Raw genomic sequence first — 22,447 nt, 5'->3', positions numbered from 1 at the left:
CCGATTGTGCCGGCTCCAGAAATGCATTCGGCGCTGTGGTCAACAGCGCCGTGTTTGATTACTTGATCAGGCCGACCCGCGAGAAATTCGGCAGGTGGCTGAGTTTCGGCTCTGGCCAGCTCATCCAGACCGCGAAGGCCTTGCCGACAATATTCTTGTCGGGAACCATGCCCAGCAGATCCTTGGGAATGTTCGGATCATCCCAGTAGCGGCTGTCGTTCGAATTGTCGCGGTTGTCGCCCATCATGAAGTAGTGCCCGGCAGGCACTGTCCACGAACGATCCGGAGTGGCGCGGTAGCGGCTCATTTCCTTGCGGATCAGGTGCTCGGCTGCGCCGAGTTTTTCCTGATAGAGCTCCGCGCTGCCCAGCGAACCTGCTTCGGCGCCGGCCATCTTCTCGGCGATCGACTCACCGTTGACGAACAGACGCTTGTCGGCGGTGTAACGCACCGTGTCACCCGGCAGGCCCACCACACGCTTGATGTAGTTGACGTTCGGGTCGCTCGGGTAGCGGAACACCATCACATCGCCGCGCTGCGGGTCACCGACTTCGATGATCTTCTTGTCGATCACCGGCAGACGGATGCCGTAGGAAAACTTGTTCACCAGAATGAAGTCGCCGACGTCCAGGGTCGGTTTCATCGAGCCGGACGGAATCTGGAACGGCTCCACCAGGAACGAACGCAGCACCAGCACGATGAACAGCACCGGAAAGAACGACTTGCCGTATTCGACCAGAAGCGGCTCTTTGTTCAGCTTCTCGACCACCACAGGCTCGGGTTGGCTGACACTGCCTTGATAAGAGGCAATGGCAGCCCGCCGACGCGGTGCCAGGAACAGCAGATCAATCAACGCCAACAGGCCGCAGACGAACACGGCGATGACCAGCAACAGCGGGAAATTTAGCGACATAGGACCTGATTATTCCAACCTGAGCACGGCGAGGAAGGCTTCCTGTGGAATTTCCACGTTGCCGACCTGTTTCATGCGTTTCTTACCGGCCTTCTGCTTCTCGAGCAGCTTCTTCTTACGACTGACGTCACCGCCGTAGCATTTGGCCAATACGTTCTTTCTGAGCGCCTTGACGGTTGTCCGGGCCACGATCTGACCACCGATGGCGGCCTGGATCGCCACGTCGAACATCTGACGAGGAATCAGTTCTTTCATTTTCTCGGTCAACTGGCGACCTTTGAAGTGCGAATTGTCACGGTGCACGATCAATGCCAGGGCATCGACCTTGTCGCCGTTGATCAGCACGTCCAGTTTCACCAGATTAGCCGATTGGTAACGATCGAAATGGTAGTCCAGCGAAGCATAGCCGCGGCTGGTGGATTTAAGACGGTCGAAGAAGTCCAGGACCACTTCGTTCATTGGCAGGTCGTAGGTGACTTGCACCTGATTGCCGAGGAACAGCATGTCGACCTGAACGCCGCGTTTCTCGATGCACAGGGTGATGACGTTGCCCAAATGTTCCTGCGGCACGAGGATATTGGCGCGCACGATTGGCTCGCGCATGTCCTCGATCGCCGACACGTCCGGAAGCTTCGACGGGTTGTCGACGTAAATCGTTTCACCGGTTTTCAGCACCAGCTCGAAAATTACCGTCGGCGCGGTGGTGATCAGGTCCAGGTCGTATTCGCGCTCGAGGCGCTCCTGGATGATTTCCATGTGCAGCATGCCGAGGAAGCCGCAACGGAAGCCAAAGCCCAGGGCGTCGGAGCTTTCCGGGGTGTACTGCAGCGACGAGTCGTTCAGGGTCAGCTTCTGCAGCGCTTCGCGGAAATCCTCGAAGTCGTCGGAACTGACCGGGAACAGACCGGCGTAAACCTGTGGCTGAATGCGTTTGAAGCCCGGCAGCACCGGAACGTCCGGCGTGGAGCTCAGGGTCAGGGTGTCACCGACCGGCGCACCGTGAATGTCCTTGATGCTGGCGATGATGAAGCCCACTTCGCCGGCCTTCAGATCAACGGTGGCGGTGTGTTTCGGGTTGAACACGCCGACGCTGTCGACCAGGTGCACCTTGCCGGTGGACTTGACCAGAATCTTGTCGCCCTTCTTCACACGGCCGTGGCGCACGCGTACCAGGGAAACAACGCCCAGGTAGTTGTCGAACCAGGAGTCGATGATCAACGCTTGCAGCGGATCTTCGATGTTGCCGGTCGGCGCAGGAATGGTGTGCACCAGACGCTCGAGCACTTCGTCGACACCCAGGCCGGTCTTGGCGCTGCAAGTAACGGCGTCGGTGGCGTCGATGCCGATGATCTTCTCGATCTCGTCCTTGACGCGATCCGGCTCGGCCTGTGGCAGGTCGATCTTGTTCAGGACCGGCATGACCTCCAGGCCCTGCTCGATGGCGGTGTAGCAGTTGGCCACGGACTGGGCTTCTACGCCCTGCCCCGCATCGACCACCAGCAAGGCGCCTTCGCACGCCGCCAGGGAACGGCTGACTTCATAGGTGAAGTCGACGTGGCCCGGGGTGTCAATGAAGTTCAGCTGATAGGTGATGCCGTCTTTGGCTTTGTAATAGAGGGTAACGCTGTGGGCCTTGATGGTGATCCCGCGTTCACGCTCAAGATCCATGGAATCCAGTACCTGGGCTTCCATTTCACGCTCGGCCAGGCCGCCGCACATCTGGATGAAACGGTCAGCCAGCGTCGACTTGCCATGGTCAATGTGGGCGATGATGGAGAAATTGCGGATATGACTCAAATCACTCACGGATCAACACTCAAAAAGGCTGCAGGCTTGGCCCGCCGAAAAATAGCCGGGAATTGTACCTGATACACGGCGCAAGCGTCACGTTCGCCTGTCACCCGGATCGCATGCAAAAACGCCCCGGTCTGGCGACCGAGGCGTTTTCAGGGTTCAAGCGCTGAATGAAAGCTTGTTCATCAGCCCGCGCGTCTGAGCAGCCAGACGCCTGCCAGCGCACACACGCCGGCCGGCACCAGCACCGCAAACAGCGGCGAGAAACCGAACACCAGACTCGATGGCCCCAGCAGATCCTGGACGATGCGGAAGGTGAAGCCCACCAGCACACCGGTGAAGACCCGCTGACCAAGGGTCACCGAACGCAGCGGGCCAAAGATGAACGAGATCGCCATCAGCACCAGCGCGGCGGTCACCAGCGGCTGCAACACCTTGACCCAAAATGCCAGCCAGTAACGGCCGTTGCTCAGGCCTTGCTCGGCCAAATAGTGGATGTAGCCCCACAGACCGCTGATCGACAGCGATTCCGGCGCCATGACCACGGTGCTGAGCAGCTGCGGGCTCAACGCCACATCCCACTCCTCGCTCGGGGCATTGACGACCTCGGTGCTGCGCTCATGGAACAGCGTGGTGGCAACGTCGGTGAGCTGCCACTTGCTGCCGTCGAACTCGGCCTTTTTGGCGAAGCTGGAGCTGAGCAGATGGCGCTCCTTGTCGAAGTGATAACGCGTCACGCCGTACAACAGACCGTTCGGTTGAACCGCGTTGATGTGGATGAATTCTTCACCCTGACGGTGCCACATACCGTGCTTGGCGCTTTGCGCATCGCCGCTGCCCTGGGCCAGCGAGCGATTGGCCTGGGCCATGCTTTCGGTGGCCGGGGCGACGTATTCGCCAATCAGCACGCCGGCGAGCATCAGCACCAGCATCGGCTTCATGACGGCCCAGACGATACGGCCGATCGATACGCCAGCAGCGCGCATGACCGTCAGCTCACTGCTGCTGGCCAGACTGCCGAGACCGATCAGGCAGCCGATCAATGCGGCCATCGGCAACATTTCATATAGCCGGCGCGGTGCGGTCAGCAATACAAAACCGAGCACGTCGACCAGCGTGTAGGTATCGCTGACGTCGCCCATTTCATCGATGAAGGCAAACAGCGTCGCCAGGCCGAGGATGATCGCCAGCACGGCGATGATCGCCATGAATACGCTGCTGCCGATGTAGCGGTCGAGTTTAACCACGGGCCACCTCCAGCGCGGCGCTGCGACGGCTGGCCAGCTTCAGGCGCAGCGGCTCCCAATAAAGCAGGCCGAGGCCGATCACCAGGAAGATCGCGTGCACCCACCACAGGCCAAGGGCCGGCGGGATCTTGCCTTTTTCAAGGGCGCCGCGAGCGGCAATCAGGATGGTCAGGTAAGCCATATAAAGAAGAATCGCCGGTAGCAGCTTGAGGAAACGCCCCTGGCGCGGATTCACCCGCGACAGCGGCACCGCCATCAGGGTCACGATGAACACCAGCAACGGCAGCGACATACGCCATTGCAGTTCGGTTTTCGAACGGATGTCATCACTGCCCCACAGGGACGAGGTCGGCATCGCGTCACGGTCGGTGACTTCTTCGCTGACGTCCGGCTTGGGCAGCAGCACGCCGTAGGTTTCGTAATGAATGGCGCGGTAATCGGCCTGCCCCGGGCTGCCGTCATAGCGGTAACCGTTATCGAGGATCAGGTAGCGATTGCCATCGGGGCGGATTTCCTGACGGCCCGACTCGGCCACCAGCACGGAAATCCCGCGGTCCTTCTTATCGGCACCGAGGTTCTTCTGCGAAATGAACACGCTGCCGAGATTGACGCGATCGTCGCTCAGGGTTTCGGTGTAGGTCACCCGAGTACCGTCACGCAGGGCCTGGAAGCGGCCCGGCTCGAGGGTATCGAACTCGGTCAGCGCGTCCTGCTTGTTCAGCAGCAACTGAAACTGGTTGGCGCCCTGCGGAGCCAGGCCGAGGCTCAGCCACGCCACCACCAGTGCCACCAGCGTTGCCGGAAACAGGGTCATGCGAAACAGCTTTTGCTGGCTCATGCCGGTGGCCGAGAGCACGGTCATTTCGCTTTCCAGATACAGGCGACCGTAGGCCAGCAGGATCCCGAGGAACAGGCCCAGCGGCAGAATCAGTTGCAGGAAGCCCGGCAGACGAAAGCCCATGATCAGGAACAGCGAGCCCGGATCGAGCTGACCGGCCGCAGCCTGCGCCAGGTATTTGATGAAGCGACCGCTCATGATGATGACCAGCAGCACGGCACTTACGGCGCTGAGGGTCAACAGGACTTCGCGGGACAGATAACGGAAGACGATCAAACCAGACACTCCAGGGTTGTCAGGCTAAGGCGGCCAAACAAGCAAACACATCGACCGGCCCGCCATGCAGAGCGGTCGAAAAAGATGCGGCATTATCCTGTGATTGGGTGCGCCTGTCACTGCGCACACTCATCCATCGCTGTAATCCTTTGCTGAGGGTTGTCAGGCGCGGGGAGCGAGGTTCAAACTGCGGCCCTTGTCGCAGGCTTTGGCCTGCGCCTCTTCTATCTATAAGCAGGCGACTGCGGACAGCGTCGAACGCCTGCGTGTTGACCATTCATTCAGGGATCCGGACATGGAACTGGTTGTAAAAAGCGTTAGCCCAGAAACGTTGAAAACCGCCACCCTGGTGGTTGCCGTCGGCGAAGGCCGCAAACTCGGTGTCGCCGCCAGACTGGTTGACGAGGTGAGCGGTGGCGCGATCAGCGCCGTGCTCAAGCGTGGCGACCTGGCTGGCAAGGTCGGTCAGAGCCTGCTGCTGCACAGCCTGCCGAACCTGAAAGCCGAGCGCGTGTTGCTGGTCGGCGTGGGCAAGGACGAAGAACTGGGCGACCGTCCGTTCCGCAAAATCGTTGCCGGCATCCTCAACACCCTCAAAGGCCTGGGCGGCGGTGATGCCGTGCTGGCGCTGGATGAAGTCATCGTCAAAGGTCGCGACAGCTACGGCAAGACTCGCCTGCTGGCAGAAACCCTGGTCGACGGCGGCTACACCTTCGACCAGTTCAAGAGCCAGAAAGCCGAACCGCGCGCCCTGAAGAAAATCACTCTGCTGACCATCAAGGCTGCGCAGGCCGAAGTGCAGCGCGCCGTGAACCACGCCACCGCCATCGCCAACGGCATGGCGTTCACCCGCGATCTGGGCAACCTGCCACCGAACATCTGCCACCCGACGTTCATGGGCGAACAGGCCAAGAACCTGGGCAAAGAGTTCAAGGATCTGAAAGTCGAAGTGCTCGACGAGAAGAAGATCAAATCCCTCGGCATGGGCTCGTTCTACGCCGTGGGCCAGGGCAGCGCCCAGCCGCCGCGCCTGATCGTCATGCAATACAACGGTGGCAAGAAATCCGAGAAGCCATACGCGCTGGTCGGCAAGGGCATCACCTTCGACACCGGCGGCATCAGCCTGAAGCCGGGCGCCGGCATGGACGAGATGAAATACGACATGGGCGGCGCTGCCTCCGTGTTCGGGACCTTGCGCGCAGTGCTTGAGCTGAAACTGCCGATCAATCTGGTGTGCATCCTCGCCTGCGCCGAAAACATGCCGAGCGGCAACGCGACCCGTCCGGGCGACATCGTCACCACCATGAGCGGCCAGACCGTGGAAATCCTCAACACCGACGCCGAAGGCCGTCTGGTGCTGTGCGATGCGCTGACCTACGCCGAGCGCTTCAAGCCACAAGCGGTGATCGACATCGCCACCCTGACCGGTGCTTGCGTGGTGGCCCTGGGCGCACACACGTCCGGCCTGCTGGGCAACAACGACGAACTGATCGACCAACTGCTCAGCGCCGGCAAGGCTGCCGACGACCGCGCCTGGCAACTGCCGCTGTTCGACGAGTATCAAGAGCAGCTGGACAGCCCGTTCGCCGACATCGCCAACATTGGCGGGCCGAAGGCCGGCACCATCACTGCCGCCTGCTTCCTGTCGCGCTTCACCAAGAACCTCAACTGGGCGCACCTGGACATCGCCGGCACGGCATGGACCAGCGGCGGCAAGGACAAGGGCGCCACTGGCCGTCCGGTTCCACTGCTGACCCAGTACCTGCTCGATCGCGCCAAAGCCTGACACCGCTGATGGGCGGCGGCGTCACTTTCGGGTGACGCCGCTTGCCGCTCTGGAACCGCAATGACCAAAGTCGACTTCTATATCCTGCCCAGCGCCGATCCTTCAGCGCGTCTGGATTTCGCCTGCAAGCTCACCGAGAAAGCCTGGCGCATGGGCCATCGCATCTACCTGCATTGCAGCGATGCGGCCCAACGTGACGATCTCGATGCGCGTCTGTGGGCATTCAAGGGCGAAAGCTTCGTGCCTCACGGCCCTGCCGACAGCGAACCGGACGGTTTGATCGTGCTGGGACTTGGAGACGACTGCGGTGAGCATCAGGATCTGCTGGTCAATCTCGATCTGAAAGTCCCGGCCTTCGCCAGCAAATTCGCCCGCGTGGCGGAAGTGGTGGTGGAAGATCCGACCATCCGCGCAGCGGCGCGGGAGAGTTTCCGCTTCTACCGCGAACAGGGCTATTCTCTGCAAGACCACCGTTTACAGCGACTCTGAGCATTCCAATGGACACTCCGAAACCGCAACAGAAATCCGCACACCTGCTGGACGATCTCGAATCGATCCGCCAGTTGCTCGGCGATGACAACCTGCAACCGCCGCTGTTGACCGATACGGTCGATGACAGCGAACAGGAACAGATTCCGATGCTGTTCGATTCCGTCGGCAATGAGCCGGCGGCCGTCGAGCCGCCACCAGCGCCGCCGGCTGCACCGGCTGCCGCACCGGTCGATAAAGGCCCGGACGCCTTGCTGCACCTGGACAGCGAACTGCGCGCCGCCGCGCAATTGATCATGCAAGACGTGATCGACGACTTCGCTCCGCACATCGAAACCGAAATCAAACGTCGCCTCAATGCGCGGATGGAGCGGCTGCTCGCCGCAGCTGCAAGCGGCAAGCTTTAAGGTGCAAGCCAAAGCCAAAGCAAATCCGCCTCGCTCCTCTTGAAGCTTGCAGCTTGTGGCTTGTGGCTGCCCCCACGGCTATACTTCCCGGCTTTTCCTGAATAAATGCCAATAGGGTCCCGCCGCGCATGGATAAGACCTACCAGCCGCACGCCATTGAAACTTCCTGGTACAAGACCTGGGAGTCCGAGAACTACTTCGCCCCGCAAGGCGCGGGCGAGTCCTACACCATCATGATCCCGCCGCCGAACGTCACCGGCAGCCTGCACATGGGTCACGGCTTCAACAACGCGATCATGGACGCGTTGATCCGTTTCCGCCGCATGCAGGGTCGCGACACCCTGTGGCAGCCGGGTACCGACCACGCCGGTATCGCCACGCAGATGCTGGTGGAGCGCCAACTCGAAGCCCAGGGCCAGAATCGTCACGATCTGGGCCGGGAAAAATTCCTCGAAAAAGTCTGGGAATGGAAAGATCAGTCTGGCGGCAACATCAGCCGGCAGATCCGTCGCCTCGGCTCGTCCGTCGACTGGAGCCGCGAGCGCTTCACCATGGACGACGGCCTCTCGGAAGCGGTCAAGGAAGCCTTCGTGCGTCTGCATGAAGACGGCTTGATCTATCGCGGCAAGCGTCTGGTCAACTGGGACACCAAACTGCACACGGCGATTTCCGACCTCGAAGTGGAAAACCACGAAGAGAAAGGCTTTCTGTGGAACCTGAAATACCCATTGGCCGATGGCGTTAAAACCGCCGAGGGCAATGACTTCCTGATCGTCGCCACCACCCGTCCGGAAACCATGCTCGGCGACTCCGCCGTCGCGGTTAACCCGAACGACGAGCGCTACAAAGCGCTGATCGGCAAATTCGTCGAGCTGCCACTGGTTGGCCGCCGCATCCCGATCATCGCCGACGATTACTGCGATCCTGAATTCGGCACCGGCTGCGTGAAAATCACCCCGGCCCACGATTTCAACGACTACGAAGTCGGCAAGCGCCACAACCTGCCGCTGCTGAACATCTTCGACAAGAACGCCAACGTGCTGCCTGCCGCGCAGGTGTTCAACCTTGACGGCACGCTGAACGAGAGCATCGACGGCAAGATTCCGGCCGAGTTCGCCGGCCTCGAACGTTTCGAAGCGCGCAAGCAGATCGTTGCTGCGTTCGACGCCGCCGGCCTGCTGGTGAGTGTCAACGATCACAACCTGAAAACGCCGAAAGGCGATCGCTCCGGCACGGTCATCGAGCCGTGGCTGACCGACCAGTGGTACGTATCGACCAAGCCGCTGGCCGAGCCGGCGATTGCTGCCGTTGAAGACGGTCGCATCCAGTTCGTGCCCAAGCAGTACGAAAACATGTACTTCTCGTGGATGCGCGACATCCAGGACTGGTGCATCAGCCGTCAGCTGTGGTGGGGCCACCGGATTCCGGCCTGGTACGACGAGTCAGGCAAAGTCTACGTCGGTCGCGACGAAGCCGAAGTGCGTGCCAAGCACAACCTCGGCCCGGACGTTGCGCTGCAACAGGACAACGACGTACTCGACACCTGGTTCAGCTCCGGCCTATGGACGTTCTCTACTCTGGGCTGGCCTGAGCAGACCGAGTTCCTGAAGAAATTCCACTCCACCGACGTGCTGGTCACCGGTTTCGACATCATTTTCTTCTGGGTTGCCCGGATGATCATGATGACCATGCACCTGATGAAGAACGAAGACGGCACGCCGCAGGTTCCGTTCAAGACTGTCTACGTACACGGCCTGGTACGCGACGGCCAGGGCCAGAAGATGTCCAAGTCCAAGGGCAACGTCCTTGACCCGCTGGACATCATCGACGGCATCGATTTGGAAACCCTGGTGCAGAAGCGCACCTCGGGCCTGATGCAACCGAAACTGGCGAAGAAGATCGAGAAAGCCACCCGCGAAGAGTTCGCCAACGGCATCGAAAGCTACGGCACCGACGCCCTGCGCTTCACGTTCTGCTCGCTGGCCTCGACCGGACGCGACATCAAGTTCGACATGGGTCGCGTCGAAGGCTATCGCAACTTCTGCAACAAGATCTGGAACGCCGCGCGTTACGTTCTGGACAAGGGCGAAGACTGCGGCCAGAACGGCGAATCCTACGAGCTGTCGCTGGCCGATCGCTGGATCATCTCGCAGCTGCAACGCACCGAAGCCGAAGTGACCCGCCAACTGGATCAGTTCCGTTTCGACCTCGCCGCGCAAGCGTTGTACGAGTTCATCTGGAATCAGTACTGCGACTGGTATCTGGAACTGTCCAAGCCTGTGCTGTGGGACGAGAACGCGCCGGTCGAACGTCAGCGCGGCACTCGCCGTACGCTGGTGCGCGTGCTGGAAGTGGCGCTGCGTCTGGCGCATCCGTTCATGCCGTTTATCACTGAAGAAATCTGGCAGCGTATCGCGCCGCTGGCCGGTATTCAGGGCAAAACGATCATGCTGCAGCCTTGGCCGGTGGCCAACGAGGAGCGCATCGATCCGGCGGCGGAAAACGACATCGAATGGCTCAAGGAACTGATGCTCGGCACGCGCAACATTCGTGGCGAGATGAACATCGGCCCGGGCAAGCCACTGCCGATCTTCCTGAAGAACGTCAGCGCTGAAGACCAGCGCCGCCTGACCGAGAACGAAGCGCTGCTGAAGAAGCTGGCGCGTCTGGAATCGATCACCGTACTCGCCGCTGGCGAAGAAGCACCGCTGTCCGCTACCGCATTGGTGGGCGAGATGGAAGTGCTGGTGCCAATGGCCGGTCTGATCGACAAGGGCGCCGAACTGGCGCGTCTGGACAAGGAAATCCTGCGTTTGCAGGGCGAAGTCCAGCGGGTTGGCGGCAAGCTGTCCAACGCAGGTTTCGTCGACAAGGCTCCGGCCGAAGTCATCGAGAAGGAACGCGCCAAACTGGCCGAGGCCGAACAGGCCCTGGGCAAACTGGCCGAGCAACATGCGCGGATTGCCAGTCTGTAACGGCAAATCGCAGTGAAAAAGGGAGGCCCAAGTGGCCTCCCTTTTTTATTCCTGCCAAACCTTGAGTCCCCTGTGGGAGCGAGCCTGCTCGCGAAAGCGCTGTGTCAGCCGACAAATCTGCCGGATGTGAAACCGCCTTCGCGAGCAGGCCCGCTCCCACAGTTTGAACGGTGTTGCCTTCAGATGTGGGACAATGCCCGCCACTTTCAGCCATACCCGAATCGAACACGCCCATGACCGCCCCCCGCACACCCAAACCTGCGCGCAAGAAGCCTGATGTCGCGTCCCCAAGCAAAGCCGTCGAGCCGCGCGAGAAGGCCAGCCTGCACCCGCGCAATCGCCATCAGGGTCGTTACGACTTTCCGGCGCTGATCAAGACCACGCCGGAACTGGCCAAGTACGTGATCACCAACCCGTACGGCAAGGAAAGCATCGACTTCGCCAGCCCCGACGCAGTACGTGTGTTCAATCGGGCACTGCTCAAGGCGTTCTACGGCATTCAGCATTGGGATATCCCGGCGGATTACCTCTGCCCTCCGGTTCCGGGGCGTGCCGACTATGTGCACTTTCTCGCCGACCTGCTGGCGAGCATGAACGACGGCAAGGTGCCGCGCGGCGCGATCGTCAATGTGCTGGATATCGGCATGGGCGCCAACTGCGTTTATCCGCTGATCGGCAACAGCGAATATCGCTGGCACTTCCTCGGCTCGGAGATCGACCCGACAGCCGTGGCGGCGGCGCGAGCCATCGTGCAGTCCAATGATCTGAGCAAAGTGATCCAGCTGCGCCAGCAGGAAAACCGCAAGCACATCCTCATCGGCTTGCTGGAGCCGGGCGAGCGTTTTGACCTGACCATGTGCAACCCGCCGTTCCACGCTTCGATGGAAGAAGCGACCAAGGGCAGCGAGCGCAAATGGCGCGCCCTGGGCAAGGCCGACCCGAAACGCAAGCTGCCGGTGCTGAACTTCGGTGGGCAATCGGCGGAGCTGTGGTGTGAAGGCGGCGAAGCACGCTTCGTGACGCAGTTGATTGCCGAGAGCGCGAACTTCCAGCACAAGGTGTTGTGGTTCAGCACGCTGGTGTCGAAGGCCTCGAACCTGCCGGCCATCGAGACGGCACTGAAGAAGGCCGGCGTGCTGGAGAGCCAGGTCGTGGAGATGTCGCAGGGCCAGAAGCAGAGCCGCTTTGTCGCCTGGACCTTCCAGACCAAGTCCGAGCAGCAGATCTGGCGGCGTGAGCGCTGGGTTCGCTAACACACAGCAGATACCCCAGTGGGAGCGAGCCAGCTCGCGAAGGCAGCGTGTCAGTCAGCTTCAATATCGACTGACACACCGCTTTCGCGAGCAGGCTCGCTCCCACATTTGCCCGCGACTTGACCGTCAAATCACAGACACAAAAAAACCGTGCCCCGGATCACTCCGAAGCACGGTTTTTTTATCGCTGCGTCTTACTTGTTCACAGCGTCGGTCAGGCCTTTGGCCACAACCAGCTTGATCACTTTCTTTGCAGGGATTTCGATGGCAGCGCCAGTCGAAGGGTTACGGCCGGTGCGGGCAGGACGCTCGGTCACTTTCAGCTTGCCGATACCTGGCAAGGTGATTTCGCCGCCGTTTTCCAGCTGATCGGCAACGATTTGGCCCAGTTGGTCCAGAGCGTTACGCGCGGTGGTTTTCGGCGCGTCGATAGCTTCAGCGATGTCGGCGATCAGTTGGTCTTTAGTAAGAGCCATGTAGTGTTCCTTCCCTATCAAATTCATATGGATTGCAGAGTGCAGTGTCAGCCATCGAGCCCGATCTTCTGGATCTGGCACCCTCGGCGATAACCACGACGAGTCGGGTTATAGATGCCGAAATCAGGGTTTGGTTCGACCTGACAAATGCTGAATGCACGCTTAACGCAGTGACTTCGCGTAAGACCGGGCAAAACTAGCACAGCGACAAGGAAATATCCGCCTCTAGCTACCCATTTGGTCAGCTTTATTGCGCTAAATCGGTAAAAAACCGCTTAAGGCCGGGCGCGCGCCCCGGTTTTGCCCTGCAACCCGCGCCAAAACCAGTGGTTGCGGTACACTGAGCGCTTTTTCGGGGGAGCCTGCCCTCCTCCCTTCCAACAGCCGAGAAGCCCATGCCGATCCGTCATTGCATCGTCCACCTGATCGACAAAAAACCCGACGGCACGCCCGCAGTTCTGCACGCCCGTGACTCTGAACTGGCCGAGTCCGCAGCCATCGAAAACATGCTCGCCGACCTCAACGAAAGCTACAACGCCAAACAGGGCAAAGCCTGGGGCCTGTTCCATCCGGAATCCGGCGCGTTCCCCTTCAGCGGCTGGCTGAAGGAGTACATGGACGGCGGCCGTGACTTCACTGCATTCAGCAAAGTGGCGGTCGAGCATCTGCAGAAGCTGATGGAAGAATCCAACCTGTCGGTGGGTGGCCACGTGCTGTTCGCCCACTATCAGCAAGGCATGACTGACTATCTGGCGATCGCCCTGCTGCACCACAGCGAAGGCGTGGCGGTGACCGACGAGCTCGACGTGACGCCCTCGCGCCATCTCGACCTTGGCCAGTTGCATCTGGCCGCGCGGATCAACGTTTCCGAGTGGCAGAACAACAAGCAGTCCAAGCAGTACATCTCGTTCATCAAGGGCAAGAATGGCAAGAAGGTCTCGGAGTATTTCCGCGACTTCATCGGCTGCCAGGAAGGTGTCGACGGCCCCGGCGAGACGCGCACACTGCTCAAGGCCTTCAGTGACTTTGTCGAGAGCGAAGACCTGCCGGAAGACTCGGCCCGCGAGAAGACCAAGACCCTGGTCGACTACGCCAGCAGCCAGGCCAAGCTCGGCGAACCGATGGGCCTTGAGGAGCTGTCGGAACTGATCGACGAAGAACGCCCGAAGGCCTTCTACGACCACATCCGCAACAAGGACTACGGCCTGTCGCCGGAGATCCCGGCAGACAAGCGCACCCTCAATCAATTTCGCCGCTTCACCGGCCGCGCCGAAGGCCTGTCGATCAGCTTCGAAGCGCACCTGCTGGGTTCGAAGATCGAGTACGACGAAGAGAACGGCACCCTGATCATCAAAGGCCTGCCGACTTCGCTGACCGACCAGCTGAAGCGGCGTAACTGATGCTCGGCAATGTGCTGAAAAAAGTCGCCCTGGTACTGCTGGTGGTCGTGGTCTATCAGAACTGGGGCAAGATCGAGCGGGTGTTCAATCCCGCGCAAATGGTCTCGCCGCAGACCCGGGCGCAAGCCAATGTCGTGCTCTATGCCACCGACTGGTGCGGCTACTGCAAACAGACCAAACGCTTTCTCGACAGCAAAGGCATACCGTTCAAGGAGTTCGACATCGAGAAAGATGCCGATGCGCGCAAGGCGTATGAGGCACTGGGTGGGCGCGGGATTCCGCTGATCGATGTGAACGGCACGTTGATTCGCGGATTCGATCCGGACGAAATCCTCGCTGCCCTGAAATAATCCACTGTGGGAGCGAGCCTGCTCGCGAAAGCGCTGCATCAGCCAACAACCATGTTGAATGATCCATCGTCTTCGCGAGCAGGCTCGCTCCCACAGGTTTTGCAGCTGACTCGATAAATCAGCGCGCCTCGATACGGAACCCAAAGCGCGGAAAGTGCACATGCACCACGCCGCCACGTTCGTCTTCACGGCGAATGATCAGCTCTTCACGGCCAGCAAACAGCAGCTCGCCCACCACCGGATCAACGCCGTAATCGATAGCGGCAATAGCCACTTGCTGGCCGGCCTTGAAGCCGTTCGGATCAACGAACCGCTCATCCGGCAATGCCGCTGGCGTCGCGTTACGCGCGACCTCCAGTGCCTCGGCGGAAGACATCTCGCTCGCTGCGCCATGGCCGAACCCCAACACTCGACCCAGCCACGCCGCCACCGCCGGATATTCATCCACCAGCGGCGCCGTGACGTGGGTCGCCTTGAGGAACCACAGCGGATGCGCCAGGGCGAAGTCGGCAATCGATGGCTCGCCGAAGAGGAAGTCGCCCTGCTCGCGCTGCAACTGTTGCTCCAGCCGCGCCATGATCGTCGGCCACTGATGTTTGGCCTGCTCGGCGGACAGACGCGTGGCGCTGCCACCGCTGAACAAACCGGCGCGGTCGGCCAGGAAGGCCTTGATCGCTTCCGGCGGCAACTTGCCGAAACGCACCGCCACCGACTCCGGTTGGAACACCAGGCTCACCGCGTGCTGGAACACCACCGAATCGGCCCACGCCGCAAAACTGGCGCTGGTCATTTCCTGACCTTCGGGGAAGAACGTCGGCAGGGCTTTTTCCTGTTCCAGGCGTCGAGCGATCAGTGCGGTGTCGCAATAGATGTCAGCACCGATCTGCAACACTGGAGTCTTGCGGTAGCCACCGGTCAATGCCGTCAGATCAGGCTTGGGCATCACCGGGGAAATATGCACCGAACGCCAGGACAAACCTTTGAAACCCAGCAGCAGGCGCGCCTTCTCGGCGAATGGAGAGGTCGGGTAATGGTGCAGAATCAACTCGGACATGCTCGGCTCCGCCGCTCAGATAGTGAGCCCGCAGCTTAGCGTGCATTTGATTAGCAGCCTACAGATCTGCCTGATGGGAACCAATCAGTCAGATTGATAAGACGCGACGAGGCATTCCTTGGCGCTCTTGCGCAGTTTCTTGATCAACCGTTCCTGGCGCAAAGCATCGCTTTTGTCGCGGCAAAGTTCGGTGTAGACCAGCGCCATCGCCGGGCTGGAGAGAAAGAACCGCGCGCCCTTGCCGCTCTGGTGCTTGGCAAAACGCCGCACCGGGTCGTCGCTGATTCCGCAGTACAAGGAGCCATTGGCGGCACGCACGAGGTAGACGAACCAGGATTTGCTCACTGGCTCGGCAGCATCGACGGATTGTTCGCTAAGACTGGTCACTTCGGGATCTGAACGTGTAGGAAAACAGGCGGCGATCTTATCAGCGCCCGGCCTGAAATGCCTTCAGTCCCTTGCGCGCCTGGGCGCGGACGGCGTTGCGCACCAGCGGCGTCCAGCCCAGCAGCAGGCCTTTGAAACCGAGCGCCTGCCGCGACCAGCGCCACAGATCGAAGTGGTCGTGGTGCTCACAGATCTTGCCGTCACGGAACACGAAACGCGCCTGGATATCGTTGATGACGATGTTGCCGGTCTGGCTGAACAGGTAGGTCGCGACCCAGTGTGCGCCGCCGGTGCGCTCGTCGGCGCGGACGTTGTCGAAGGTCAGGGAAAAATCCTTGGCGCGGGTAGTCAGCATGCGCCACATGTCGCCGGCATCGCGCCCGCGCAACTCGCCGAAGGCCGGATCGCTGAAGACCACATCATCGGTGTAGCAGGCGGCCATGGCTTCGGCGTCAAGGCGCTGAAAGGCTTGGTAGAAGCGGGTGATCAGGGCGCTATGGGCTTCGCTCAAGGCAATCTCCAAAGAAATAGGTACAGATTGCCAGCACCATAATCTGCCGCGCGCAGAAACACTATCCGCAATACGCAAAACCCTTGTGGGAGCGAGCCTGCTCGCGAAGGCAATTCAACATTCAACATCTATGTTGACCGAAACACCGCTTTCGCGAGCAGGCTCGCTCCCACATTTGCACCCAGTGCATTCAGAGCTTTTCGCTTTGCACCTGCACATACAACGCGCGCCCCGCACCCAGCCCGGCGAGGATCGCACCGGCACCGATAACGCCGAATATCCAGCCCAGGGCATTCCAGCCGCCGGTCCAGTCATGCACCACGCCCACGGCAAACGGCCCCATGGACGCCAGGGTGTAGCCAAAACCCTGGGACATGCTCGACAGGTTCGCCGCGACATGGGAATCGCGCGAGCGCAGCACGATCAGGGTCAGGGCGAGACTGAACGTGCCGCCCTGCCCCAGTCCGAGCAGAATCGCCCAGCCCCACAGACCTTCGATAGGTGCGTACAGGCAGCCGAACAGGCCGGCCAGGGTCAGCGCCATGACCACGACGATCGCCAGGCGCTGATCCTTGCCCCGGGTCGCCAGCCACGGCGCGGCCAGCGAACTGGCCAGTTGAATGATCACCGAACCGGACAGCACCAATCCGGCCTGAGTCGGTGTCAGCCCGCGCCCGATGAGGATCGACGGCAACCAGCCAAACACGATGTAGGCCAGCGACGATTGCAGGCCCATGTACAAGGTCACCTGCCAGGCCAGCGGATCACGCAGCAACCCGCGCACGCGATAGGCGACGTTGTGTGCGCCATGTTTGGAGCCGACTTGTGGCAGCCAGAATACCGCGGCCACCAATGCCGGAATCACCCAGAAGCCCAGGCCCATCGCCCAGCTGTTGCCGAAGTGTTCACTTAGCGGCACGGTCGAACCCGCCGCCATCGCCGCGCCCAGGCACAGCGCCATGGTGTAGACGCCGGTCATGGTCCCGGCATGTTTGGCGAAGTCGCGCTTGACGATGCCCGGCAGCAGCACGCCAACGATGCCGATGCTGGCGCCCCCAAGCACGCTGCCGGCGAACAGGCCGATCTCGCCGAAATTGCTGCGCAGGATAATCCCGCCGGCCAGCGTCAGCAGAATCCCCAGCACCACGCGCTCGGCACCGAAACGCCGCGCCAGAATCGGCGCCAGCGGTGCGAACAAGCCCAGGCACAGCACTGGCAACGTGGTCAGCAATCCCGCCTGCGCCGCAGACAGCCCGAGGCTTCTGGAGACCTCGCTGAGCAATGGCGCCATGCTCGACAACGCCGGGCGCAGGTTCAGCGCCACCAGAATCAACCCGAGCAGCAACAGCCACGGGCGTTTTACCAATGGGTGGCTTTGCTGGACCTGCTCGTCATCAGCCTCGGCATCGATCAGCAGCTCTTCAAGTTCGGCGGAGCGCTTCGACGCTGTGGATAACTCACTGCGGGACATGGTTTTCTCGGTTTCAAGGTTCATTGATCAACTGCCTCGACAAGGCTTTCGCTCGTTCCGGGTCGCGTTGCTCGACCGCATCGAGCAAGTCGATGTGCAAATCGAACACTTCCTGACGGCGCGGGGAGATATTCAAGGTCTGGCGCAATTGCGCGCCGACGATGCTGGAGAAATAGCGATACAGCTCGCTGAGGGTCGGGTTGTGCGCGGCGTCGACCAATCGGCGATGGAACACCAGATCGCAGGCGATATAGGTGTCGAGATCGCCGTGATAGTGGCTGCCGCTGGTGCCGAGCGCTTCACGCAGCGCCGCCAGATCCTCATCGGTACGACGCAACGCCGCCAAGCCGATGGCCTCGACTTCAAGGATGTGTCGGGTCTCCCGAGCCTGCTCCAGGGAACAGCGGGACAACGCTTTGAGCGTATCCAGCGGATCGACCACCGCGCGCAGATAACTGCCATCGCCCTGGCGAATTTCGATCAGACCGGAAAACGCCAGAACACGCATGGCTTCGCGCACGGTGTTGCGGCTGATGCCCAGTTCGGCACACAGCTCAGGCTCGGTCGGCAGACGCTCGCCGACCTGCCACGCGCCGCTGTTGATGCGTTGACGCAGTTGATCCAAAGCCTGATCGACCAGGGATCGCTTGATCAAAGGGGAAATATCTGACATGTGCCTCACCCTTTCATCCAATCATGGGATGAATTTTCCGACATGTTAGTCAGACCCATGTAGGACGGCAACCACCTAGGGTCAATCGGAGACACATGAAGCGGTATTTTCGATTGGTCAAAATTACCCTTTAAGGGTAATTTCAGGGACAGGGTTTTGGCTTCTTATGGAAAAGAACACACCCCATTACGACTTGGCGGTGATCAAGGCGGATGTCAGGAGATTAGGCTGGAGAGCATTTACGCACACAGCAAGAAGAACCGGTTCCGACATGGAGCTTACGCTTGCAGAGATGCAGGAAGTCGTTTGCATGCTGCAGCGCAACATGCTCTACAAGTCGATGACGACCTATGACAACCACCGTATTTGGCAGGACGTCTACCACATCAATTCACATGGTCTGGAGATTTACATAAAGGTGTCATATCACAGCGACAGACGCCCGCCCGTGATCTCCTTCAAGGAGAACAAATCATGAATACGCAACAGTGCTTCAGTTGCGGTGCATCTGAAGGAATGGTGCATTTCGAAGGTCGAGGCGAAACGGTGAGCGTAAAGGGAATGGAGCGTCGAGTTGAGGACCTGTCGGGCTGGGAGTGCCAGAAGTGCGGAGAAGTCGAACTCGATGAAGTGTGCGGGCAGCGCTACTCGGACGCATGCGATGAGCTCGTTATCGCCAGCAGAAGAATGATCGGCAATGAAATGAAAAAAATTCGCCGGAAACTGCATCTGACACAAAAGGAAACGGTGCAATTGCTGTCCGGCGGTGGACACAATGCCTTTTCACGCTACGAACGCGGCGAGGTACTGCCGCCGAAGGCGTTAATGCTGCTCATGCGTTTGCTGGATCGCTACCCACACTTGCTGGCGGATGCCAGAGTCTTGGCAGAAGGCGCTGACTTGAGAGGAGCATTTACGTTCATCGAGCACGCAAAGCGCCAATCTCTCAGTGCTTCCTGAGCGCCCAAAAAAAACAAACCCGGCAAATCGCCGGGTTGTTTTTTACCCATCCACCATCAATGCAAAATCTGACTCAAGAACAACTTCGTCCGATCATTCTGCGGATTGTCGAAGAAGTCGTTCGGCGCCGCCTGTTCAACGATTTCGCCCTTGTCCATGAAGATCACGCGGTTGGCCACGGTGCGGGCGAAGCCCATTTCGTGGGTCACGCAGAGCATGGTCATGCCGTCTTCGGCCAGACCGATCATGGTGTCCAGAACCTCTTTCACCATCTCCGGGTCAAGCGCTGAAGTCGGTTCGTCGAACAGCATGATTTTCGGCTTCATGCACAAGGCGCGGGCGATCGCCACACGCTGTTGCTGACCGCCGGAAAGCTGCCCCGGATATTTGTGCGCCTGCTCCGGAATGCGTACGCGTTCCAGATAATGCATGGCGATTTCCTCGGCCTTGCGCTTGGGCATCTTGCGCACCCACATCGGCGCCAGGGTGCAGTTCTGCAGAATGGTCAGGTGCGGGAACAGGTTGAAGTGCTGGAACACCATGCCGACTTCGCGGCGGATCGCTTCGATCTGCTTGAGGTCGTTGGTCAGTTCCACGCCATCGACGACGATGCGCCCCTGCTGGTGTTCTTCCAGACGATTGAGGCAACGAATCGTGGTCGATTTACCGGAACCAGACGGGCCACACAGAACGATGCGCTCGCCCTGTTTGACGTTGAGGTTGATGTCCTTGAGTACGTGAAACTGGCCGTACCACTTGTTCACGCCCTGCATCTGGATGATGCCTTCCGGACCCACAGGCTTTTTGATTGCTTCGCTCATTTACAGAGAACTCCTAACGCTTGTGGCCAGTGTCGAGCTTGCGTTCCAGATGCATGGAATAGCGCGACATACCAAAACAGAAAATCCAGAACACCAGGGCGGCGAACACGTAGCCTTCGGTGGCCATGCCCAGCCATTTCGGGTCGGCGGCGGCTTGCTTGACGCTGTTGAGCAGGTCGAACAGGCCGATGATGATCACCAGGCTGGTGTCCTTGAACAGCGCAATGAACGTGTTGACGATGCCCGGGATCACCAGCTTCAGGGCTTGCGGCAGAATCACCAGGCCCATCGAACGCCAGTAACCGAGGCCCATCGCTGCAGCCGCTTCGTACTGCCCTTTGGGAATCGCTTGCAGACCACCGCGCACCACTTCGGCGACGTAGGCCGACTGGAACAGGATCACGCCGATCAGCGCCCGCAGCAGCTTGTCGAAGTTCATGCCTTCGGGCAGGAACAGCGGCAGCATCACCGAGGACATGAACAACACCGTGATCAACGGCACGCCGCGCCAGAACTCGATGAAGGTCACGCAGACCACACGAATCGCCGGCATGTTCGAACGCCGCCCCAGCGCCAGCACGATGCCCAGCGGCAACGCTCCGGCGATGCCGACCGTGGCGATCACCAGGGTCAGCATCAGGCCGCCCCACTGGCTGGTCGGCACGGTGGTCATTCCGAAACCGCCATGCAGCAAAGTGAAGGCAATGATCGGGTACAGCACCAGGAAGCTCAGGCCGTACACCGCTTTACGCGGCACCCGCGAGATGAACAGCGGTGCCGCGCCAATGACCGCCAGCCACACGGTCAGGTCGACGCGCCAGCGCAGTTCGGTCGGGTAGTAGCCGTACATGAACTGGCCGAACCGCTGCTGAATGAACACCCAGCACGCGCCTTCCTTGGTGCAGTCGGCGCGCGTGGTGCCGACCCAGTTGGCGTCGACGATCGCCCAACTGAGGATCGGTGGCACGACCAGGTAGATCAGGTAGAACGCAAACAGCGTCAGCAGGGTGTTGAGCCAGCTGGAGAACATGTTCGCGCGCATCCACGCCACCACGCCGATGCTGCTGTTGGGTGGAGGCATGTCGGGTTTGAAAGTATGAGTACTCATGCGCTTTTCCTTACCGCTCGATCAGCGCAATGCGCTTGTTGTACCAGTTCATCAGCAGGGAAATGCTGATACTGATCGCCAGGTACACGCTCATGGTGATGGCAATCACTTCGATGGCCTGCCCGGTCTGGTTGAGCACGGTGCCGGCGAACAGCGAAACCATTTCCGGGTAACCGATACCGGCGGCCAGCGAGGAGTTTTTCGCCAGGTTGAGGTATTGGCTGGTCAGCGGCGGAATGATCACGCGCAGGGCTTGCGGGATGATCACCTTGCGCAGGGTCGGGCCGTTGCGCAGGCCGAGGGAACGCGCTGCTTCGGTCTGGCCGTGGCTGACCGACTTGATCCCTGAACGCACGATTTCGGCGATGAACGCTGCGGTATACACGGTGAGCGCCAGGGTCAACGCCAGCAGTTCCGGGATCAACACCCAGCCACCGACAAAGTTGAAGCCCTTGAGCTCGGGCATTTCCCAGTGCAACGGAGCGCCGAAGATCAGCGCGCACAAGGTCGGGATCACCAGCGCAATCGCCAGGCCAGTCCAGAACTTGTGGAACGGTACGCCGGTTTCCTCGAAACGCTTGTTGGCCCAGCGGCACATCAGGACGATGCCGACGATCGCCAGCACGATGCTGATCACGAACGCCCAGAAGCCGTCAGCGGCGAGTGCGGCCGGCATGTTCAGGCCACGGCTGCTGACGAAGAAGGTGTCGCCGAAGTTGTGGCTGTTGCGCGGCCCCGGCATGGTCAGGAACACCGCGAAGTACCAGAACAGGATCTGCAGCAGCGGCGGAATGTTGCGGAATACTTCCACATACACCGTCGCCAGTTTGGCAATGATCCAGTTCTGCGACAGCCGCGCTACACCGACGATGAAACCGAGAATCGTCGCCAGGATCACGCCGATAAAGGTCACCAACAGGGTGTTGAGCAGGCCGATGACAAACACCCGCGCATAACTGTCCGCTTCGGTGTAGTCGATCAGGGTTTGAGCGATGCCGAACCCGGCACTGCGCTCCAGAAAGCTGAAACCGGAAGTGATACCCCGGTGCTGAAGGTTGGTTTGCGTGTTGTCGAACAGGTACCAGCCAAGCGAGACCACCGCCACAACGGTGATGATCTGGAATAGCCACGCACGCACTCGTGGATCGCTGAGGCTGAGCCTCTGCTTTGGTGCGCCGATTGAATTTTGCATGAAGTGCCCCGGAAGAAATGGAACAAGAACATCACCCGGCGGTTGGCCCGCCGGGCGATAGAACCA

Annotated in this window: 22 protein-coding genes; 9 read left to right on the top strand and 13 right to left on the bottom strand. The window is 60.2% G+C overall.

Features of this window, described 5'->3' with window-relative positions:
* Positions 1-58: 58 nt before the first annotated feature.
* The 4 genes from lepB to lptF all read right to left on the bottom strand — a co-directional run bounded on the left by lepB (position 59) and on the right by lptF (position 5,068).
* Positions 59-913 carry a signal peptidase I gene (gene lepB, locus BXA01_RS21190; protein ID WP_056783094.1) on the bottom strand — a complete coding sequence of 285 codons (855 nt, stop codon included), beginning with the start codon at positions 911-913 and terminating at the stop codon, positions 59-61.
* Positions 914-922: 9 nt separating this feature from the next.
* Entirely contained in the window at positions 923-2,719 is a 1,797-nt protein-coding gene (gene lepA / locus BXA01_RS21185) for a translation elongation factor 4 (protein WP_016771564.1), read from the bottom strand.
* Positions 2,720-2,892: 173 nt separating this feature from the next.
* Positions 2,893-3,954: an LPS export ABC transporter permease LptG gene (lptG, locus tag BXA01_RS21180; protein WP_016771565.1), complete on the bottom strand. Its 1,062-nt coding sequence runs from the start codon at positions 3,952-3,954 to the stop codon at positions 2,893-2,895.
* Positions 3,947-5,068, bottom strand: a complete 1,122-nt coding sequence (gene lptF / locus BXA01_RS21175) for an LPS export ABC transporter permease LptF (RefSeq protein WP_016771566.1) — start codon at positions 5,066-5,068, stop codon at positions 3,947-3,949. The genes lptG and lptF overlap by 8 nt, the downstream gene beginning before the upstream one ends.
* Positions 5,069-5,363: 295 nt before the next feature.
* On the opposite strand from lptF, the gene BXA01_RS21170 reads away from it, so the two are divergent.
* The 5 genes from BXA01_RS21170 to rlmF all read left to right on the top strand — a co-directional run bounded on the left by BXA01_RS21170 (position 5,364) and on the right by rlmF (position 11,978).
* Positions 5,364-6,854, top strand: a complete 1,491-nt coding sequence (locus BXA01_RS21170; protein WP_076565999.1) for a leucyl aminopeptidase — start codon at positions 5,364-5,366, stop codon at positions 6,852-6,854.
* Between the two features lie 60 nt (positions 6,855-6,914).
* Entirely contained in the window at positions 6,915-7,343 is a 429-nt protein-coding gene (locus tag BXA01_RS21165; protein WP_076565998.1) for a DNA polymerase III subunit chi, read from the top strand.
* Positions 7,344-7,351: 8 nt separating this feature from the next.
* The gene (locus BXA01_RS21160; protein ID WP_076565996.1) at positions 7,352-7,750 is read left to right on the top strand and encodes a DNA polymerase III subunit chi; all 399 of its coding nucleotides are present in this window, start codon (positions 7,352-7,354) and stop codon (positions 7,748-7,750) included.
* 128 nt (positions 7,751-7,878) lie between these two features.
* Positions 7,879-10,725 (top strand): valine--tRNA ligase, encoded by a 2,847-nt coding sequence (locus BXA01_RS21155; protein ID WP_076565995.1) that lies wholly within the window; start codon positions 7,879-7,881, stop codon positions 10,723-10,725.
* Positions 10,726-10,958: 233 nt separating this feature from the next.
* Positions 10,959-11,978, top strand: a complete 1,020-nt coding sequence (rlmF, locus tag BXA01_RS21150) for a 23S rRNA (adenine(1618)-N(6))-methyltransferase RlmF (RefSeq protein ID WP_076565993.1) — start codon at positions 10,959-10,961, stop codon at positions 11,976-11,978.
* 194 nt (positions 11,979-12,172) lie between these two features.
* On the opposite strand, the gene BXA01_RS21145 is transcribed toward rlmF, so the two are convergent.
* Positions 12,173-12,454, bottom strand: coding sequence for an HU family DNA-binding protein (locus tag BXA01_RS21145; RefSeq protein WP_003221909.1), 282 nt, complete (start codon positions 12,452-12,454; stop codon positions 12,173-12,175).
* A gap of 395 nt (positions 12,455-12,849) precedes the next feature.
* Here BXA01_RS21145 and yejK point away from each other — a divergent pair, with 395 nt between their 5' ends.
* Together yejK and BXA01_RS21135 are read left to right on the top strand one after the other, a co-directional pair.
* Positions 12,850-13,854: a nucleoid-associated protein YejK gene (gene yejK / locus BXA01_RS21140; protein ID WP_016771572.1), complete on the top strand. Its 1,005-nt coding sequence runs from the start codon at positions 12,850-12,852 to the stop codon at positions 13,852-13,854.
* The gene (locus tag BXA01_RS21135; RefSeq protein ID WP_056783081.1) at positions 13,854-14,204 is read left to right on the top strand and encodes a glutaredoxin family protein; all 351 of its coding nucleotides are present in this window, start codon (positions 13,854-13,856) and stop codon (positions 14,202-14,204) included. The genes yejK and BXA01_RS21135 overlap by 1 nt, the downstream gene beginning before the upstream one ends.
* 118 nt (positions 14,205-14,322) lie before the next feature.
* Here the strand turns inward: BXA01_RS21135 and BXA01_RS21130 are convergent, their stop codons facing one another.
* The 5 genes from BXA01_RS21130 to BXA01_RS21110 form a co-directional block, all read right to left on the bottom strand.
* Positions 14,323-15,258, bottom strand: a complete 936-nt coding sequence (locus BXA01_RS21130) for a glutathione S-transferase family protein (RefSeq protein ID WP_076565991.1) — start codon at positions 15,256-15,258, stop codon at positions 14,323-14,325.
* A gap of 84 nt (positions 15,259-15,342) precedes the next feature.
* Positions 15,343-15,645 carry a GIY-YIG nuclease family protein gene (locus BXA01_RS21125; RefSeq protein ID WP_073473642.1) on the bottom strand — a complete coding sequence of 101 codons (303 nt, stop codon included), beginning with the start codon at positions 15,643-15,645 and terminating at the stop codon, positions 15,343-15,345.
* A 40-nt stretch (positions 15,646-15,685) separates the two neighbouring features.
* Positions 15,686-16,156: a nuclear transport factor 2 family protein gene (locus BXA01_RS21120; protein ID WP_076565988.1), complete on the bottom strand. Its 471-nt coding sequence runs from the start codon at positions 16,154-16,156 to the stop codon at positions 15,686-15,688.
* A gap of 190 nt (positions 16,157-16,346) precedes the next feature.
* Positions 16,347-17,651, bottom strand: a complete 1,305-nt coding sequence (locus BXA01_RS21115; RefSeq protein WP_076565986.1) for a CynX/NimT family MFS transporter — start codon at positions 17,649-17,651, stop codon at positions 16,347-16,349.
* Positions 17,641-18,300: a FadR/GntR family transcriptional regulator gene (locus tag BXA01_RS21110; protein ID WP_076565984.1), complete on the bottom strand. Its 660-nt coding sequence runs from the start codon at positions 18,298-18,300 to the stop codon at positions 17,641-17,643. Before BXA01_RS21110 ends, BXA01_RS21115 begins: the two co-directional genes overlap by 11 nt.
* 166 nt (positions 18,301-18,466) lie before the next feature.
* On the opposite strand from BXA01_RS21110, the gene BXA01_RS21105 reads away from it, so the two are divergent.
* Together BXA01_RS21105 and BXA01_RS21100 are read left to right on the top strand one after the other, a co-directional pair.
* A complete protein-coding gene (locus BXA01_RS21105) occupies positions 18,467-18,778 on the top strand; it encodes a type II toxin-antitoxin system MqsR family toxin (protein WP_076565982.1) in 312 nt (103 codons plus the stop codon).
* Complete coding sequence (locus BXA01_RS21100) at positions 18,775-19,260, top strand: type II TA system antitoxin MqsA family protein (RefSeq protein ID WP_076565980.1); 486 nt, start codon at positions 18,775-18,777, stop codon at positions 19,258-19,260. Before BXA01_RS21105 ends, BXA01_RS21100 begins: the two co-directional genes overlap by 4 nt.
* 56 nt (positions 19,261-19,316) lie before the next feature.
* Here the strand turns inward: BXA01_RS21100 and BXA01_RS21095 are convergent, their stop codons facing one another.
* Genes BXA01_RS21095 through BXA01_RS21085 form a run of 3 tightly spaced genes read right to left on the bottom strand, consistent with a single transcriptional unit; the run spans position 19,317 to position 22,381 of the window.
* Positions 19,317-20,081, bottom strand: a complete 765-nt coding sequence (locus BXA01_RS21095) for an amino acid ABC transporter ATP-binding protein (protein WP_016771581.1) — start codon at positions 20,079-20,081, stop codon at positions 19,317-19,319.
* A 13-nt stretch (positions 20,082-20,094) separates the two neighbouring features.
* Complete coding sequence (locus BXA01_RS21090) at positions 20,095-21,189, bottom strand: amino acid ABC transporter permease (RefSeq protein WP_016771582.1); 1,095 nt, start codon at positions 21,187-21,189, stop codon at positions 20,095-20,097.
* 10 nt (positions 21,190-21,199) lie between these two features.
* A complete protein-coding gene (locus BXA01_RS21085; protein ID WP_071174462.1) occupies positions 21,200-22,381 on the bottom strand; it encodes an amino acid ABC transporter permease in 1,182 nt (393 codons plus the stop codon).
* Positions 22,382-22,447: the final 66 nt, after the last annotated feature.

The sequence above is a fragment of the Pseudomonas sp. B10 genome (genome assembly GCF_900156235.1).
Taxonomy (GTDB): Bacteria; Pseudomonadota; Gammaproteobacteria; order Pseudomonadales; family Pseudomonadaceae; genus Aquipseudomonas; species Aquipseudomonas siliginis.
This window is presented reverse-complemented; position numbering and strand designations above follow the sequence as displayed.